Origin of the sequence: Aminobacterium mobile DSM 12262 (assembly GCF_000526395.1) — a bacterium.
GTDB classification, from domain to species: Bacteria; Synergistota; Synergistia; order Synergistales; family Aminobacteriaceae; genus Aminobacterium; species Aminobacterium mobile.
Map to the genome: position 1 here is coordinate 70,172 of NZ_JAFZ01000003.1, position 17,918 is coordinate 88,089.

The 17,918-nt window shown below is 43.8% G+C and carries 13 protein-coding genes; 11 read left to right on the plus strand and 2 right to left on the minus strand.

Going from position 1 to position 17,918, the window contains the following annotated elements; genetic code table 11:
* The first annotated feature begins 33 nt into the window (after positions 1–33).
* On the plus strand, positions 34–1,896 hold the full coding sequence (pepF, locus tag K360_RS0109150) for an oligoendopeptidase F (RefSeq protein ID WP_245587109.1): 1,863 nt from the start codon (positions 34–36) through the stop codon (positions 1,894–1,896).
* A 216-nt stretch (positions 1,897–2,112) separates the two neighbouring features.
* On the opposite strand, the gene K360_RS0109155 is transcribed toward pepF, so the two are convergent.
* Together K360_RS0109155 and K360_RS0109160 are read right to left on the minus strand one after the other, a co-directional pair.
* Entirely contained in the window at positions 2,113–3,459 is a 1,347-nt protein-coding gene (locus K360_RS0109155) for an alanine/glycine:cation symporter family protein (RefSeq protein ID WP_024822859.1), read from the minus strand.
* Between the two features lie 625 nt (positions 3,460–4,084).
* Positions 4,085–5,014, minus strand: coding sequence for a LysR family transcriptional regulator (locus tag K360_RS0109160; protein ID WP_024822860.1), 930 nt, complete (start codon positions 5,012–5,014; stop codon positions 4,085–4,087).
* A 284-nt stretch (positions 5,015–5,298) separates the two neighbouring features.
* Here K360_RS0109160 and K360_RS0109165 point away from each other — a divergent pair, with 284 nt between their 5' ends.
* The 10 genes from K360_RS0109165 (at position 5,299) to arcC (ending at position 17,896) form a co-directional block, all read left to right on the plus strand.
* Entirely contained in the window at positions 5,299–6,489 is a 1,191-nt protein-coding gene (locus tag K360_RS0109165; protein WP_024822861.1) for a YgeY family selenium metabolism-linked hydrolase, read from the plus strand.
* 97 nt (positions 6,490–6,586) lie between these two features.
* A complete protein-coding gene (locus K360_RS0109170) occupies positions 6,587–7,843 on the plus strand; it encodes a serine hydroxymethyltransferase (RefSeq protein WP_024822862.1) in 1,257 nt (418 codons plus the stop codon).
* A gap of 64 nt (positions 7,844–7,907) precedes the next feature.
* Positions 7,908–9,377 carry a pyridoxal-phosphate dependent enzyme gene (locus K360_RS0109175; RefSeq protein ID WP_024822863.1) on the plus strand — a complete coding sequence of 490 codons (1,470 nt, stop codon included), beginning with the start codon at positions 7,908–7,910 and terminating at the stop codon, positions 9,375–9,377.
* Positions 9,378–9,576: 199 nt separating this feature from the next.
* The gene (locus tag K360_RS0109180) at positions 9,577–10,665 is read left to right on the plus strand and encodes a TRAP transporter substrate-binding protein (RefSeq protein WP_034327069.1); all 1,089 of its coding nucleotides are present in this window, start codon (positions 9,577–9,579) and stop codon (positions 10,663–10,665) included.
* Positions 10,666–10,783: 118 nt separating this feature from the next.
* A complete protein-coding gene (locus tag K360_RS0109185; protein WP_024822865.1) occupies positions 10,784–11,308 on the plus strand; it encodes a TRAP transporter small permease in 525 nt (174 codons plus the stop codon).
* Positions 11,309–12,643, plus strand: coding sequence for a TRAP transporter large permease (locus tag K360_RS0109190; protein WP_024822866.1), 1,335 nt, complete (start codon positions 11,309–11,311; stop codon positions 12,641–12,643).
* A 45-nt stretch (positions 12,644–12,688) separates the two neighbouring features.
* A complete protein-coding gene (locus K360_RS0109195) occupies positions 12,689–14,275 on the plus strand; it encodes an N-acyl-D-amino-acid deacylase family protein (RefSeq protein WP_024822867.1) in 1,587 nt (528 codons plus the stop codon).
* A gap of 79 nt (positions 14,276–14,354) precedes the next feature.
* Positions 14,355–15,536 (plus strand): YgeY family selenium metabolism-linked hydrolase, encoded by a 1,182-nt coding sequence (locus tag K360_RS0109200; RefSeq protein WP_024822868.1) that lies wholly within the window; start codon positions 14,355–14,357, stop codon positions 15,534–15,536.
* An 8-nt stretch (positions 15,537–15,544) separates the two neighbouring features.
* A complete protein-coding gene (locus tag K360_RS0109205; protein ID WP_024822869.1) occupies positions 15,545–16,798 on the plus strand; it encodes a threonine synthase in 1,254 nt (417 codons plus the stop codon).
* Between the two features lie 141 nt (positions 16,799–16,939).
* Positions 16,940–17,896, plus strand: a complete 957-nt coding sequence (gene arcC / locus K360_RS0109210; RefSeq protein WP_024822870.1) for a carbamate kinase — start codon at positions 16,940–16,942, stop codon at positions 17,894–17,896.
* The last annotated feature ends 22 nt before the right edge of the window (positions 17,897–17,918 follow it).

Here is a 17,918-nt window from a genome sequence, read left to right on the forward strand (position 1 = left end):
ACGATAGTTTCTATTAACAGGAGGTAGTTTTTAATGGTGATGGGGTTAACAAAGAACGTTCCATTTATGAAAAAAGATCCTTCAAATGATGGGGTGTTACCTATAGGGAGTCTTCCTAGAAGAGACGAGATAGATAGGCGGTATCTATGGAAACTTGAAGATATTTACTCTTCTTCAGAGTCTTGGGAAAAAGATTTTTATCATCTAGAAGAAATGCTCCCTCGATTTAGTGAGTTCCGCGGTGCTTTACATCTCTCTGCATCTACCCTTTTAGGAGGTCTCCGCCTTATGGAGGATGCAGAAATTATTATGGGTAAGCTCTATGCTTATGCTGTGATGAGAAGCCATGAAGATATGGCGAATAAAGCTGCTCAAGCCTTGGCAGAGCGGGCAGAGCTCTTGCTTGTAAAACTTTCTGCCGCTGTTTCCTTTTATACGCCAGAAATCTTGGAGATGGACGAAATAAAGATTCGAGAATTTATGGAAGAGGAGAAGGAGCTTCAAATATATCGCTTCTTTTTCGAAGATCTCATGCGCTCCCGGCCTCACACTCTTTCCTCAGTGGAAGAAGAGCTGTTAGCGAGATCTGGGGAAATAGCCCGAGCTCCAGAGAACATCTTCTCTCTTTTTACGAACGCCGATATAAAATTTCCTACCGTAACTGATGAGGATGGGAATGCAATAGAGCTAAGCGAGGAGCGATATATTCGCCTTATCCGTTCTCAGAATCGTAACGTTCGTCATGAGGCGTATGAGGGGTTATTTCGTACCTATGACCAATATCAGAACAGCTTAGCTGCCATGTATGGGGCGAGCGTAAAGGGGGATATTTTCTACTCCCGATCCAGAAAATATAACAGTAGTCTTGAGGCAGCTCTTCATCCAGAGAATATTTCTCCGTCTGTGTACGATATGGTTGTAGATACAGTTCGAGACAATCTTGAACCTCTTCACGAATATGTACAGTTGAGAAAAGAGGTTCTGGCTCTCCCTGAGCTGGCTATGTGTGATCTCTACGTTCCTTTGGTAGATGAACCTCAAAAGGAAATTTCTTATGAAGAGGCATGTAATGTGGTTCTAGATGGCCTCCGACCTTTAGGCGAAGAGTATGTTTCTATATTAAAGGAAGGATTTTTGTCAGGATGGATTGATGTATACGAAAACGAGGGGAAGAGAAAGGGAGCTTATTCCTGGGGGAGTTATGGTACCCATCCCTACGTTCTTTTAAACTATAACGGAACGATTCATGATATGTTTACGATTGCCCATGAAATGGGGCACGCCATTCATACATGGTATTCTCATAAGCATCAGCCTTATGTTTATGCCGATTACACTATTTTTTTAGCAGAGGTGGCTTCCACTACAAACGAAGCGCTGCTTCTTCAATTCCTTCTTAAAAACTCCCGGAAAGATGCTGAGCGACTCTACCTTTTGAATTATTCCCTTGAACAGATCAGGACCACCGTTTATCGGCAGGCGATGTTTGCTGATTTTGAAAAAATGACCCATAGCATGATGGAAAAGGGAGAACCTCTTACGGCTGATCGTCTTTCAAATATATGGCATGAATTAAATGAGGCTTATTACGGTTCTCATATTAGTGTGGATCACCTTATTGATATTGAATGGGCCAGAATTCCTCATTTTTATAGCGCATTTTATGTTTATAAGTATGTAACAGGTTATGCTGCCGCTACATCCCTTTCTCAAAAGATTTTAAGAGAAGGAAAGGACGCTCAGCGTCAATATATTGAGTTTTTGAAGAAGGGGCGTTCCGCTTATTCTTTAAATATCCTCAATGAAGCAGGGGTAGACATGACGACTTCTCAGCCTCTTCTGGATACAATAGCTCTCTTTAAAAAGAACCTTATGGAAATGAAGTCTCTTTTATAGGTAGACGCCTTTTGCGAAGCAATTAATTATTTCTATTTGAAGTAAAGAGAGCCCTGTTTGTTTATGAGGGGCACTTTTAAATGCTAGATTTTCTGTCCAACTTTTGGAGTGCTGAACAGTATCTAAGGGCTCTCTTTTTAATATCTTTCCTTATAACTATAACAGCTGCCACATCGTCGATGTCAGAAAGCTACAGTATGTAATGAAGGAAATAAGTTACATATGTCCCTTTTTGTAGTCATTAAACAACTGTACAAATTTCCCACTGAGCAATAGAAGGGCGAGCATATTCGGAAGGCCCTCTATCCCTGTGGAAATATCTACTATTGTCCACACAAACTCTACAGATAAGCTCACTGCAATGAAAGGAGGAATCAAATATATCCATCGGAAAAAACGCACTGCCTTTTGCCCGAAAAGATAAACTACAGATGTTTCATATTCTATATAGTATCCCACCATTGTAGAAAATGCCGCAAGTAAGACTCCTATTGCTACTATTCCTGTTCCCCATTTCCCGTAAAATTGCTGGAAGGCCGAAAACGTTAGTTCCACTCCATTTAAACCACTGTGCCAAATGTTCGGAGCTGCAACAAGAATAACGAGAGCTGTCATAGTGCAAATGACGATTGTATCTATAAAAACCTCAAAGGCTCCGAATAGGCCTTGTCGTATAGGATGGTCTGTTATGGCTGTAGCATGAACCATTGGGGCGGAGCCCATGCCAGCCTCGTTAGAGAACATGCCTCGAGACATTCCTCTTTTCATTGTTAGTAAGATAGCAGACCCTGCAAATCCGCCTATTGCCGGAGTAGGGCTAAAAGCATCTTTGAAAATGAGAACGAGTGCATTGGGAAGAGCCGTAATATTGGCTATTATAATAACGAGAGAAGCGATTATATAAAATAAGCACATAAAAGGCATAAGTTTTTCACAAAAAACACCTATTCGTTTAAAACCGCCTATAATAACAAGAGCTGTTAGTAACACTGCAACAGTAGCTGTCCATATTGGTGGAATATTAAAAGCCTCGCGCATGGCCATGCCCATTGTGTGGGGTTGAACCCATACAGCAGTACCAAGAGCTCCTAAAACCATCATCGCTGCAAAGAATTTCGCTAAAGGTTTCCATTTAGGGCCCAGGCCTTTCTCTATATAGTACATAGGGCCGCCATAGTAATTTCCCTGACTATCTTTTTCTCTATATTCTACGGCAAGTGAGACCTCTACCATTTTTGTCATCATTCCAAAGAAAGCGACAATCCACATCCAGAAAATAGCGCCTGGTCCTCCCATGGCGATAGCGGTTGCTACTCCGGCGATATTGCCATTTCCGACAGTTCCCGCGAGGGCAGTAGAAACAGCCTGCCATGGCGTCATAACTCCTTCGCCTCGATTAGTTTCTTTCCGGAATACCTTGCCTAGCGTGTTATTCAGGATATATCCCAAATGAGTAATTTGGAAAAAACCTGTTCGAATACTAAAAATAAGACCGCATGAGAAAATAAGGATCATCATTGGCCAACCCCATAAAACACCTGCAAACCAATTACAGAAGCGCATTTAAAGTCCCTCCTTATTTTTAGTTTTTGTGCAATACAAAACAAAGGGAAGAGTTCTTCTTCCCTAAGGCTATGCAGAAATATTTTTAGTGAAAATACTAGTTGGATATCTCCCGACAACTTTTTGACGCAACCTTATTTTCGAGTCGGGAGATGCACGAAGAGGTTTTTTATTGGAAACTCCGCATGGTTCGCAGTTAAATATGTCTATTATGGACAAAAAATTTAATAGAACCTGTACTCTAACGTAAAAAGAAAATACCTATATAAAATTCTAAGAACATGTAGTTTATTGCGTTTTTAAGTGCCCAACTTAGATCTATCTCAACTTTAAAGAAGTTCATCATATCAGAAACGCGAGAGACAACTTTTTAGCTTTTTATAGTAAAAGAATGAGATATATTTCTCTTTCTTGTATATAAGATACATCGGATATTATTAATTGCAATAATTATTTGCCAATCAGTTTCATAATAAAAACATTATCAATAAAGAAAGCCCTTGTTGTACCCGCAAGGGCTTTCTTTATTTAGAGATGGGATAATATGATTTATTACTTCTAGTATATACGCTTTGTTCCCTTCTTCTTTGCTATTTTGTATAAAACAAGATTAAAGCGATAGTTTTTAGTCTTTCGCACTATAGGCTGTTCCTAGCACTTCTGAAGCAACTTTTTCAGCAATTTTCCCCATTTCCCAGCCTGCATAAGAAAATCCTTTTACTGTGGAGTGAACGAGGAAGATTTCGCGGTTTATACTATGAAATCCTCGTAGAGGGAGTATCACCACTTCTTTATGTTGCACGTCTTTCCTTACCGCTATTTCTGTTGCTATTCCAATACCGATACCTTGAGAAACGAGCCCCGTAAGAATCTCCTCATTATCTACCTGTATCAATTGAGGTATTTTAAGGCGATAGTTAAGAAAAAAGTCGTTTAAATAATAATAAAGAGCAGTCTTATTCGTATATGTAATAAAAGGTTCTTTTAAGAGATCAGAAGGATGGATGATCGTACGTGTTGCCCATGGATGATCAGGAGAGGCAATAAGGACAAAGGGGCTTCTTCCAAGAGATTTAAGTGTACAGGACGAAGGAGGGGAAAGAAGAGGGTTACATCCTAAAAAGGCAAGCTCTATTTCGTCTTGCTCGATCATAGAAAAAAGCGTTTTTTCAGAATTTATTTTCAAACATATCTCTATGTGAGGAAATTTATGGCGAAACTCCTTAATTATGAAAGGGATGATTGTCTTCGAATAAGAAGCAGTTGTTCCTAAATGGAGTTGCCCGTATTTTAGTAATTGCATATCGCGAAATTTTTCTGGAATAGCATCTGCTCGTTTTAAGAGATCACATGCAAGCATATAGAGAATTCTTCCTTCAGGCGTTACTGCGAAACTCCGCCCTCTTCTGTTAAAGAGCTTAACGTCATAATTTTTTTCTAGCGCTGCAATATATTGACTTACTGAAGGTTGAGAAAGAAAAAGTTTTTCTCCAGCTCGTCGGAAGGATCCTTCTTCAACTGTGGCGCAAAAAACCCGTAATTGGTTTAAAGTCACGAACTATCCCCCCAATATATAATTTTTATTATGCAATACATGGTTGAATGATTATTATATCTAATCATAAAAGATACACCCTTATTTTACACAATATAACAGAAATTAGTATTTAAGTTTGTCGAAACTGGATGAGGAGGCAAAAAGAAAGAATTTAATATGTGCCAAGAAGCACAATGTGCCTTATTTATAATGTTTTTATTATGTAATTGATTGATAATTGATTATTGTAATTAATAATAGGTGATGTATGTTTATATCACACGATGCGGGGTGAGACTCTTATGAAGGAAAAAGAAAGAGAAACAGATCTCATTCAATTGTGTCAGGAGTTAATACGACGACCGAGCTTGTCAGGTAAAGAGAGAGACATTGCCCATTACATTGCAGATGTGATGAGGTTCATCGGTTACGATGAAGTTTCGATTGACTCTCTTGGGAATGTAGTGGGTCGCATTGCTTTTCATGCTCCAGGTAAGCGTCTTCTCTTTGAATCTCAAATGGATCATGTCGATCCGGGGACTCTTGCTGATTGGAGTTTTTATCCCTATGGTGCATTTATAAAAGATGGTTGTATCTATGGCCGGGGAGCTTCAGATCAAAAGGGATGCCTAGCCGCTATGGTGATGGCAGGAGCAGAGTTAAAAGATAAGTTTTATGACACTTTGAAAGGCGAACTCGTGGTTGCGGGGACCGTGTTTCAAGAGCGTTTTGAAGGTATTGCTTCTCGGTCTGTAGCTTCTACTTTTCCTCCAGATTATGTTGTTTTAGGGGAAGCTACGGATCTAAAGGTAAAACGTGGTCAGCGGGGACGTGCCGAAATAGTAATTGAAACGCAAGGACGGATGGCGCACTCTTCTAATCCAGAGCTAGGTTCAAACCCAGCTGATGCCATGATATCAATTCTTTCTTCGATTTATCAGTTCTTTACTCCCTCCTTCCAACCTTTTTTTGGGGAGAATGTTCTCGTTCTTACAACTCTTCATACGTATCCTGATTTGGGGACAGGACTTGTTCCAGAGATTTGCCGAGCGATTTTTGACTTGCGTATTTCTCCAGATGATTCTCCAGAATCTGTAATTGAAAAATTTGGAATTTTCATAGATCAAGTGAAAGATTCCTTACATGGAATTAAGGTTAAAATTTTTGTCTCTGAAACAGAAGAACGAACATATACAGGAGCTCCCATCAGAGGAAAACACTTTGCCAGCGCGTGGGCTTTATCACCTGATTCGGAATATCTAAAAAAAGTTCTGAATGCTGTTATGGCTTTAGATGTGGAAAGTAGATTATCAGATTCTCCAGGGTTTGGTACTAATGGTTGTTATTATGCGGGGGAATTAGGAATTCCTACAGTTGCTTTTGGCCCTTCAGGAGAAGGGCAAGTCCATAGCGTTGATGAATACATAGAAATAAATGACCTTTTACGTGCCTTTAGAGGATATGAGGGTATTGCTAGGGAAGTTTTAGCCTGAGGCGATACGAGGGGAATTTGTTGCAAGAATATTTGAGTATGTCGACGTCGCGACTCGGAACACTCTAAAAATCAGCAGTTGTTTAGGAGGGGAACATATGTTTGAGCAGGGTTGGAATATGCTTGAAAAAACAGATAATGCTATAGCCGATATCATAGCCCGCGAGAGGGATCGTCAGGATCATGGTATCGAGTTGATCGCTTCCGAAAATTTTGTTTCTCCTGCAGTGTTGTGTGCTATGGGGTCTATCCTGACCAATAAATATGCGGAGGGATACCCGGCCCACCGTTATTATGGCGGCTGCCACATTGTTGACGAGGCCGAAAATCTGGCACGAGACAGAGCGAAGAAGCTCTTCGGGTGCGACCATGTGAACGTACAGCCTCATTCAGGCTCTCAGGCCAACATGGCAGTTTACTTCACATGCCTTAAGCCAGGGGATACGGTTTTGGCCATGAACCTGTCCCATGGCGGACACTTGACCCACGGTTCCCCAGTAAACTTTTCAGGGAAGCTTTATAACATTGTTCCCTATGGAGTCAGCCGAGATACGGAGACCATCGACTTTGCAGAAGTAGAGCGGCTGGCACTGGAACATCATCCGAAGCTTATTGTATGCGGAGCGAGCGCCTATCCCCGCGAGATTGACGCGGAGAGATTCAGAGAGATAGCGGACAAAGTAGGCGCTCTCCTCATGTTTGACATAGCCCATATAGCAGGACTTGTGGCAGCTGGACTTCATAAAGATCCAGTTCCCTTCTGCGACTTTGTAACCACCACGACCCACAAGACCCTTCGGGGTCCCCGGGGCGGCATGATCATGTGCCGAGAGCAGTATGCGAAAGACCTGGACAAGAGCATCTTCCCGGGAATGCAGGGAGGTCCTCTGATGCACGTGATCGCGGCGAAGGCAGTAGCCTTCGAGGAAGCCCTTCGGCCATCTTTCAAGAGCTACCAGAAGAAGATAGTGGAGAACGCCGCCGTTTTGGCTGATGAGCTGTTGAGCCACGACCTTCATCTCGTATCAGGTGGAACGGACAACCATCTGATCCTCATTAACCTTACGAACCGTAACGTGACAGGCAAGGCAGTGGAGGCGGCGCTTGACAAGGCTGGGATTACGGTGAACAAGAATACGGTTCCCTTCGAGACCCAAAGTCCCTTTGTGACGAGCGGTATCCGCATCGGGACCCCGGCGGTAACCACTCGTGGTTTTGGCTCAGACGAGATGAAGAAGATAGCGGCGTGGATCAACGACGTGGTGGATAACGTAGAGAACGAGAAGGTTTTGTCGAGGATTCGCGGTGAAGTTCTGGAGCTGTGCGGAAAATATCCTCTTTACGCAGGGTTTTAAGAGCGAAAATATCGGCTAGAAGAGAACAGACAGTGAGAATATATAAGAACGGGAGTGAGCAAGAATGATCGATTTGACCATTCACAAAGAGGGGCTCAAAAAAGCGGTGGAGCAGGCAAAAAAACGAAATATTGTTATCCCCACCTTTAAGCAGATGAAAGATCCGGATCGTTATACCCCGGAAAAAATTAAAGAGCGCCTAAAGAAGACGGGTCTTTGGGATGTAGATTCAGTCAATTTGTTCCGCATAACCTGGAAAAATGAGCCGAAAAAGCAGGGTGGATTGTTCGGCAACGTGAATTATGTAGAGATTCCTAGAGAGATTACAGGCGTAAAGGCAAAAATAGTGGCTCTTGTGGGGAAATGGTTTCCTACAGGGGCTCACAAGGTGGGAGCGAGCTTCGGATGTTTGGCACCCCGTCTTGTCACGGGCCAGTTTGATCCTACATCACAAAAAGCAGTGTGGCCTTCAACGGGAAACTATTGTCGTGGAGGAGCCTATAACGCTCAGCTGCTGGGATGTGATTCTATTGCCATTCTCCCAGAAGGAATGAGTTCTGAGCGCTTCGAGTGGCTGAAAACTGTAGCAGGGGAAGTTATTGGTACACCTGGAACGGAAAGCAACGTAAAGGAAATTTACGATAAGGTTTGGGAACTGCGTAAAACTCGAGACAACATAATGGTATTCAATCAGTTTGAAGAGTTTGGAAATCATCTGTGGCATTACGAGGTAACTGGTCACGCTATGGAAGAAGTCCTTCAGCAGGTATGTGGTAAGGATGGACGATATTTTGGAGTGGTGTTGACTTCCGGATCAGGTGGAACACTTGCAAGCGGAGATTATCTGAAGGGAAAGTACCCTGGGAGCAAGATTGGAGTGGGAGAAGCTCTTCAGTGTCCCACACTTCTGTGGAACGGCTTTGGTGCTCACCGCCTTGAGGGGATAGGAGATAAACACGTTCCATGGATTCACAATGTGAAGAACACCGACATGATTATTGACATAGATGATGCTGACAGTATGGCTATGATACGCCTTTTCAACGAACCAGCAGGCCAGGAATTCCTGCGCAAGAGTGGCATATCAGAGACATTCATGGAAAGCCTGCCACTTATAGGAATTTCGGGAGCGGCTAATATCCTTATGGCCATAAAGATGGCGAAGTACTACGAGCTGAGTGAACAGGATGTCATAATGACTGTTCTGACTGATTCCATGGAAATGTACGGCTCAAGGGTCAAAGAAATGGAAGAGGAAATGGGCCCCTATACGGAGATGGATGCTGCCATCGATCTTCACCAGCATATTTTTGGAGTCGGAGTCGATTATATGCAGGAACTTTCATATTACGATCGGAAGCGAATCCACAATCTCAAATATTATACATGGGTTGAGCAACAGGGGAAGACTTCAGAGGAACTGAATGATCAGTGGTACGACTACGATGCGTATTGGGGTTCTATTCATAAAATGGCCGATGCTATTGACGAAAGAATTGATGAATTTAATAGGCTTACAGGACTTCTTGTTTAATATGATGTAGCGGGCTAAAGATGTGAGGTTGCGTTGTCGCAACCTCTTCTTCGTCAGTAAGGCCGAGGGGAGGGCGAACGGCGGAGAAACGTTATCCTGTTCTTGGGGAGTATTAATTCGCGAGGGGAAAGTCGTTGCGTTTTTAGGGCTCTTGAACTGCACTTCCGGAAGGATCTGCGCATGAAAAAGGAGGCGTTACATGATGTCTAAAGTTGGGTTCTGGAGAAAGAGTTTAGTCGTCGTATTGGTTGTTCTGTCTTTAGGTTTTGCCATTGTTGCGGGAGCAGCTGAACCGGAGTATAAGTGGCGTTTTGGGCAGACCTCAGTTCGAGCATCTCAAGGGGAGTCCTACAAGCTTTTCTGTGAGTTGATCTCGAAATATAGTGATGGTCGAATCCAAGTCGAGTTTTTCCCTGATAACCAGCTGGGCACTCTTGATGAAATTTTCCATGCCGTTCAGGATGGCGAAGTGGAAATATGTGGAGTGGCACCTTATGTAAACCTCGTCCCAGGTGGAATGTTTAACTGGATGCCTTGGACTGTTGAGACATGGGAAGAGTGTAAGATGGCTTTTAAGCGTCCAGATGGATGCTTGTATGCACCAATGGAAAAGGCTATGAACGAAGTCGGAATGCACATCCTTTTCACCGTGTCTCAAGGATCTTATGGTGTTGGAAACAATACACGGCCCATTAAGACCCCTGAAGATTTCAAGAACCTGAAAATGCGAGTTTCTTCTTCTCTTGGCTGTGTAAGAGGACTTCAGAATATGGCTGAAGGAACAGGCATGACTGTGGAAACCGTACCTTGGGGCGAGCTCTATAATGCTCTGTCTCGTGGAGTTGTCGATGGTTGTTGGTCAATGTGGCCTTCTCTTGTGGAGGAGCGCCATTACGAGGTTATAAAGTATTACACCTCCCTTGATTGGTGCTGGGATGCAAACCAGGTTGTCATCAACAAAGATCTTTGGGAAGAGCTTCCTGATGATCTCAAAGCCGCTATAGAGAAAGCTGCCCTAGAGGCAGAGGCTCATCAGTATGCAATTCAGGAGCGTATGGCGGAAGAATTCCAGGCGTTCTTGAAAGATCAGAAGAATTTCGAGATTTATTATCCTACCGACGAAGAGCGAGCCGCATTCCGTGAAAAAGCAAATGTTTTGAGCATTTGGAACGAGCTGTGCAAGCCTTGGCTCGATAAGCATTATCCTGGTCAGAATATGACCGAAAAGATTCTTGCTGAGCTTGAGGCGAATCGGAAACTGGTTTTATCCGAAAAAGCGGCGAAGTAGATGAAATCTAAGGAGGCAGTCAAAGGACTGCCTCCTTATTTCTTCCCTTACTGTAGATTAACCTATTCCCTATTTTGAGATAGAGGGGATTGCGCTTCAGAGAGAAGGAAGTGTTACGATGAAAAAGTTTTTCTTGTATTTGGAAAAAGTGGAATTTTTCCTAGCCTCCGTAGGGCTTTTATCAGCAATTATTCTCACGTTCTGCCAGGTTGTTAATCGGTATTGGCTGCATTTTGAGATTATGTGGATCAGTGATTTTATGTTGTATATATTTATTTTCACAATCTATATTGCTATTTCGTATGGGGCATCCCAGAAAACTCATATTGCTGTAGATATTCTTCCAGATTGTTTGTGTGGGAATGACAAGGCAAAGAGAGCAATGTTCGATATTGTTAAAAGTGTTGTTACCATTTTCATGATAATTTCTATGAGTGGGTCTACATGGAAAGTATTAAAAAGGGCTTTTAAATACCCTGAATACGCGACCCTTGTTCGCTGGTTCAATATGAGCTGGCTCACATATGCGATGGGAGCTATGGTTGTTTTTGCTATTCTTCATTATGGATGGCATGTGGCTTGCGATATTTACGAGCTGAAGCAACTTCGTTGGATTTCAGCAAATGAAGGGGAGGCAGAATAGATGTTAGACATCGGAACAGTAACCACACTAATTAGTTTTCTTGTGGGGATCGTTCTGGGTTTCCCCATAGGATGGCTCTTTATAGGTTCAACGGCTTTGGGTCTTTTGGTTATGGGTGGCTCTACAGCCTTTATGGCAAATACATTTTTCCACGCATTAGATTCGTCAACGGTTATGGCCATAGCTTTTTTTGTCTTTTCTGGAGCTTTAATTTCAGAGGCAGGATTGGCCGATCGCATTGTCAATTTCTCACATTCTCTCGTAGGGCGTCTCAAGGGGGGGCTTACGGCTGTAGGAATAGTAGCTACCCTTTTTTTAGGGGCTTTAACGGGATCGTCTGTTCCTTGTATCGCTGCTCTGATTCCCTTGCTGGTACCGCGTCTGGAGAAATTTGGCTATAAGAGAGTTTATACAACGGCTCTGCTTTGTTCTTCAAGTTATTTGGGATATTTGATTCCTCCCAGTGTGCCGGCGATGATCTATTGTCTTCTTTCAGGGCAGTCAGTGGCGGCTCTCTTTCTCGCCACAGTTTTTCCGGGATTTGTGCTTGCAATTGGTTACGGGATTTTAAATTACTTTATGGTAGATCGTTATACATTTGAAAGCAGCGAGAAGCCTGAGCTTCCAACAACTTTCAAAGAGTCTTTTAGAGACGTACTTCACACTGGCCGGGTTGCTATTCCGGCGTTGGGATGTCCAGTATTGATTCTTGTCGGCATTTATGGTGGTATTTTTACCCCTAACGAAGCCGGCGGAATTGCCTCAGTATACTGTCTTCTTGTAGGGTGGTTTGCCTATCGTGAACTGACGAATGCAAAGTTGAAGAAAGCTTTGTCGAGCACAATTGGTACCTTTGGAATGACCACTCTGCTTCTTGCTGGAGGGACGATACTGACTCGCTTCCTTACGCGCCAAGGAGTTGCGCAGGAAGTAGCAACGTTCATGTTGACATTATTTGAGAACAAGTACCTTATCCTTCTTATGTTGAATATTTTCCTCCTGTTTTTGGGAATGTTCTTGGATGGTATTCCCATTTTGATCCTCGTTGTTCCCCTCGTGCTTCCTCTTATGCAGGAACTTGACGTAAATTTGGTTCACCTGGGGGCCATGATGATTGTCAATGTAGGAATTGGTGTTATGACACCACCTTTTGCCATGTCAATATTCGTTGGCTCTCGATTGGCTCAGGTACCAGCCGCTGAATTAACGAAAACGATGATGCCATTTTTGCTCCTGGTCTCTTTACCCGTGTTGCTTCTGACTACTTATGTACCAGCATTGTCATGCTGGCTTCCGGAAGTTTTACTGGGCTCATCTATTGTGGGACCATGGTGATTAGGGTTTGTTGAAGCGTAGAAGATTGAGGGGAGGGATTTCATTTTGTTCGATATCTTAATAAAGAATGGAACCTGTTACGCTGGAGATGGAAAAGCTGGTTTTGTTTCTGATATCGCTGTTGAAGGTGGCATTATAGCGGCTATAGGAAATTTAGAGAATGCTGAAGCTAAACGAGTGATCGATGCCAGAAATTTAGCAGTAACGCCGGGTTTTATCGATACTCATAGCCATTCTGATCTTGTAGCTCTTGTGGAACCGGAGATTGCGAATAAAACGACACAAGGTGTGACGACGGATATTATAGGGCAAGACGGCATGTCTCTTGCTCCAGTTCGAACTGAGTATATTGATGTTTGGAAGAAAGTTATGGCAGGATTGGAGGGGCAATATGAGGTGGAATGGAATTGGCACAGTTCCGCTGAATATCTCGCCCGGTTGGAAGCTCAACCCTTAGGTCCAAACTTAGCGTATCTTGCTCCTTATGGAAATATTCGCATGTGTGTTGTGGGGCTTGAAAATCGTCCTGCCACAAAAGATGAAGTAAAAAAAATGCAAGACCTTTTGGAAGAAGCTATATTAAATGGAGCTGTGGGGTTGTCTACTGGTTTAATATATCCTCCCTGTAATTACGCTTCAGAAGACGAGATAGCTGAGCTTACGAAGGTCCTTACGAAGTATGGTCTCCCCTTAGTGATTCATCAGAGAAGCGAGGCTGATGATATTTTAAACTCGATGGACGAGGTTGTTCGTATTAGCCGGAAATCTGGTTGCCCCATCCACTTCTCCCATTTTAAAGTTTGTGGCAAGAAAAATGCCCATCTCTTTGATGCTGTAATGGAAAAGCTGGAATCTGCATCAAAAGAAATTGCAGTTTCTTTTGATCAATATCCCTATACGGCTGGAAGCACGACATTCAGTGTTATTCTTCCTCCATGGGTTCATGACGGCGGAGCTGATAAGGCTTTAGCTCGTTTAGCCGATCCTGTAGCGCGAGAACGGATGAAACGGGATATTCGAGATGGTATCCATGGGTGGGATAACTTTATCGACTTTGCCGGAATGGAGAATATCTCTGTTACATTCGTTAAAACAGCAAAAAATGCTGATGTAGTGGGGAAAAACATGATCGAGATAGGCAAGCTGAGAGGGAAAGATCCTCTCGATGCGGCTTTCGATATCCTTCTCGAGGAAGAGATGGTGGTAGGCCTCGTAGATTTTTACGGATACGAAGAGCATGTTGAGAAAATTTTAGCTCACCCTCTTCAGAACCCTTGCACAGATGGAATTCTTGGGGCTCATCCTCATCCCAGAGTCTATGGTTCGTTCCCTCGCATATTGGGGCACTATGTGAGAGAACGTAAAATCTTAGATCTTCCTACAGCTATCCATAAAATGACAGGACGTCCGGCTTCTATCTTCAAGATGAGAAATAGAGGGCTTCTCAAAGAAGGATACGTGGCAGACATTTCTATTTTCGACCCTGAGACGGTAATCGATACTGCTACCTACGAAAATCCGAAACAGTTTGCTAAAGGCATTCCTTACGTCATAGTCTGTGGACGGCTTGTAGTTGATGATGGGGCTGTTATGAAAGAGAAAGCTGGTCAAGTCGTACGGTTCGAAAAATAGAGGCCAGGGTTCTTTGCCTTATATCGCTGTTATTTTTATATCCGTCGCTGTTTTATCTTAGTGAGGAGGTAATGTTTTTATGAGTATGGATTGGCGAGAGCCTCTCGTCTCCTTGTGCAGAGAAATGATCCGCCGCCCCAGCCTCTCAGGGCAGGAGAAAGAGATGGCTGATTTTGTAGAACGCAGCATGCAGGAACTTGGCTTTGACTCCGTAGAACGTGACCATTACGGAAACGTGTCTGGGCGGATTGTTCTCGGTAGTGGCGGCCGTCGTATTCTCTTTGAAGGACATATGGACCATGTGGAAATAGTAGATCCCTCGAAATGGACCCATGACCCCTTCGGCGCAGAAATTGTTGATGGACGTATATATGGGCGGGCAACATCAGATATGAAGGGGAACTTGGCAGCTTCCATTATGGCAGCATCTTTGATAAAAAAAGAAAGAGCCGACCTTAATGGAGAAATTATTGTTGCAGGATCCGTTCATGAAGAATGTTTTGAAGGAGTTGCATCTGAGGCGATAGGGAAACGCTGGAATCCCGATTGCGTCGTTATTGGAGAGGCTTCCTCTTTAAACCTTAAGCGGGGACAGAGAGGCCGAGCAGAAGTTGTTTTAGAAACGTACGGCAAATCAGCTCACTCATCAAATCCTGATGTAGGTTTGAACGCTGTTAAAACAATGGTACCTCTCCTTGCTGCCATAGAGCGCGAGTTTCAGCCTAAAGAACAACCCGTTCTCGGTAAGGGAGTCTTGGAATTAACCGACATTATTTCCTCTCCCTATCCTGGAGCGAGTGTGGTTCCAGAACGTTGCCGCGTAACATATGACCGAAGACTTCTTGTAGGAGAAACTGATGCCGAAGTTTTAGATCAGATCCAAAAGATTATTGATGAAGAGAAGAAGCGCAATTCTAAACTCGATGCGAAGGTCGCTCTCGCTGTAGGAAGCGAAATGTGTTATACCGGTGCTCCCATAGAGGCAACACGTTACGCGCCTGGCTGGCTATTCCCTGAAGATAACTGGTTTGTAGCCGCAGCTTTACGTGGGTTGCGCCAGGCTGGGTTGAACCCTGAACTTTCTCATTACGCCTTCTGTACTAACGGGAGCTATTATGCTGGGAAAGCGGGAATCCCGACGATTGGTTTTGGAGGGTCTTTAGAGTCGTTAGCTCACGTAGTTGACGAATATATTGAGATTGACCAGCTTGAAAAGGCCTGTCTCGGTTATATGGGTATTATTCGTTCGGTACTCGGGTAGGCCTTGCTATGTCTAAAGTAGTTGCTTTGAAGTGCGCTCTCTGTGGGCGTACGTTTGCACAGGAAGCAGGAGTAAAGACTTGCCCTCATTGCGGCGTTGATGGAACGATGCATGTTTTTTACGATTATGAAGAAGTTGCCAAGACGTTCACTCGTCGTTCCCTGGCTGCCGATTCTCGGCACTCCCTTTGGCGTTATGATGCACTTTTGCCAGTAGAGGAAGGTTCCGTTCGCCCTAACCTCCAGGTTGGGTGGACTCCGCTGTACGACGAACCGAAGCTGGCTCAGCGCTATGGAGTTGCTTCAGTGAAAGTGAAAGATGATGGTCGTAACCCAACTGCATCTTTGAAAGATCGAGCTAGCGCAATTGCTGTAACAATGGCTCTAGAGCAGGGGCAATCTACAGTGGCTTGCGCGTCTACAGGAAATGCGGCAAGTTCTTTGTCGGGGTTTGCTGCAGTAACGGGATTAAACAGCGTTATTTTTGTTCCCGAAACAGCCCCAATAGCAAAAGTAACTCAGCTTTTAGTTTACGGAGCAAAAGTTTTTCTTGTGCGTGGAGATTATGCTCAAACAGTGGAACTGGCAATGAAAGCTATTGAACATCATGGTTGGTACGATCGTAATTGCGCAATCAACCCTTATTTAGTGGAAGGGAAGAAGACCTGCGCCATGGAGATTGCGGAGCAGTGTAATTGGGATCTTCCAGACATCGTTTTTGTATCTGTGGGGGATGGTTGCATCGTCAGTTCGATGTATAAAGGCTTTTACGATCTTAAACAAGTAGGGCTGATTGAGACCATTCCTGCTATTGTTGGTGTTCAGGCCGAGGGGGCATGTCCGATTCACCGCGCTATCCAAGCTGGTTCTAATAGAGTAGAGTTTGGTGCGGCCAATACTATTGCTGACAGCATTTCTGTTGGTGCTCCTCGTAACTGGGCCAAGGCGTTAAATGCTATACGTAGCAGCGGAGGAACAACTGTTGCTGTTTCAGACAGCGAAATTCTTGAGTCCTTATGTGAATTGCCTCGCTTGACAGGCGTTTTTGCTGAGCCTGCCGGAGTGGCAGCATACGCAGGTTTCCGACATATGGCTTTAGAGGGACGCCTGAAAGCTGATGAGCGTGTAGCGCTGGTCGTTACAGGAAATGGGCTTAAAGATGTAGCGTCTGCCCAAAAAGCTGTACAATCTGCAATGACTGTGGATACTGGTTCAGAGGGGTTGGAACAAATAGAAGCGTTTCTACAGCGAGAAGAGAGATAAAAGCAAACCCATGGCCTCCTTGTAGCATTTTTTCAAGGAGGCCATTTTACAAAGCAGAATGGCTATGACCGTTTCATTCTCGACGAGATAGGGTTATATTATTTGTATTTGTAACTTATTCAATGACAGGAGAGTGAAGTCGTGAGCTCGAGAGTTTTAGTGGCCTTAGGAGGGAATGCCATTCTGCAGCCGGGCCAGAAGGGAACAGCTGTAGAACAGCTGGCTAATATAACTCACACCGTAGAACAGCTATTAGATATTGTAGAAAAAGGATATGAACTGGTTCTAACTCATGGAAACGGTCCTCAGGTTGGTGCCATTCTTATTCAAAATGAGATGTCTAGGGAGCAGGTTCCGGCTATGGGGTTGGATTTTTGTGGAGCAGAGAGTCAAGGATTTATTGGCTATATGTTGTGCCAGGTTCTCCATAATGAGTGTATGGCGCGAGGATTGAAAAAAGATGCGGTTTGCGTTGTGACTCAGGTAGAAGTAAATCCTGACGATAAGGCTTTTAGCACTCCTACAAAACCTGTAGGGCCTTTTTATTCCCAAGCAGAAGCTGAGCTTCGCATGGCACAGAGGTGCGAACGATGGATAGAAGATGCCGGACGAGGCTGGCGAAAGGTCGTCCCTTCCCCTGAACCTAAAAACGTCATAGAAAAAGAGGTTATTCGAGAGCTTGTCGATAGAGGATTTATAGTTGTAGCGTCTGGTGGGGGTGGCATTCCTGTTTGTCGAGATGCGCAGGGCCGTCTTTATGGTGTGGAAGCTGTGATCGATAAAGATTTGGCAGGGGAACGATTGGCCCAAGACGTGCATGCTGATACTTTTGTTATTCTAACAGATGTCCCCAACGCTATTCTTAATTACAATACACCCCATCAGATGCCTTTAGGAAAAGTTACGATAGAAGAGATGGAAAAGTATGTGGAAGAGGGACATTTTCGAGCGGGATCCATGGGACCTAAAGTTCAAGCAGCCCTTCGTTTTGTTAAAGATGGAGGAGATCGAGCTATTATAGCTCGCCTTGATCAAGTTCTTGCAGCCTTGAAAGGAGAAGCTGGAACGCAGATAGTTTCAGAAGCAGATCAGGAATAGATGCGTTTTTAGAATATATTGA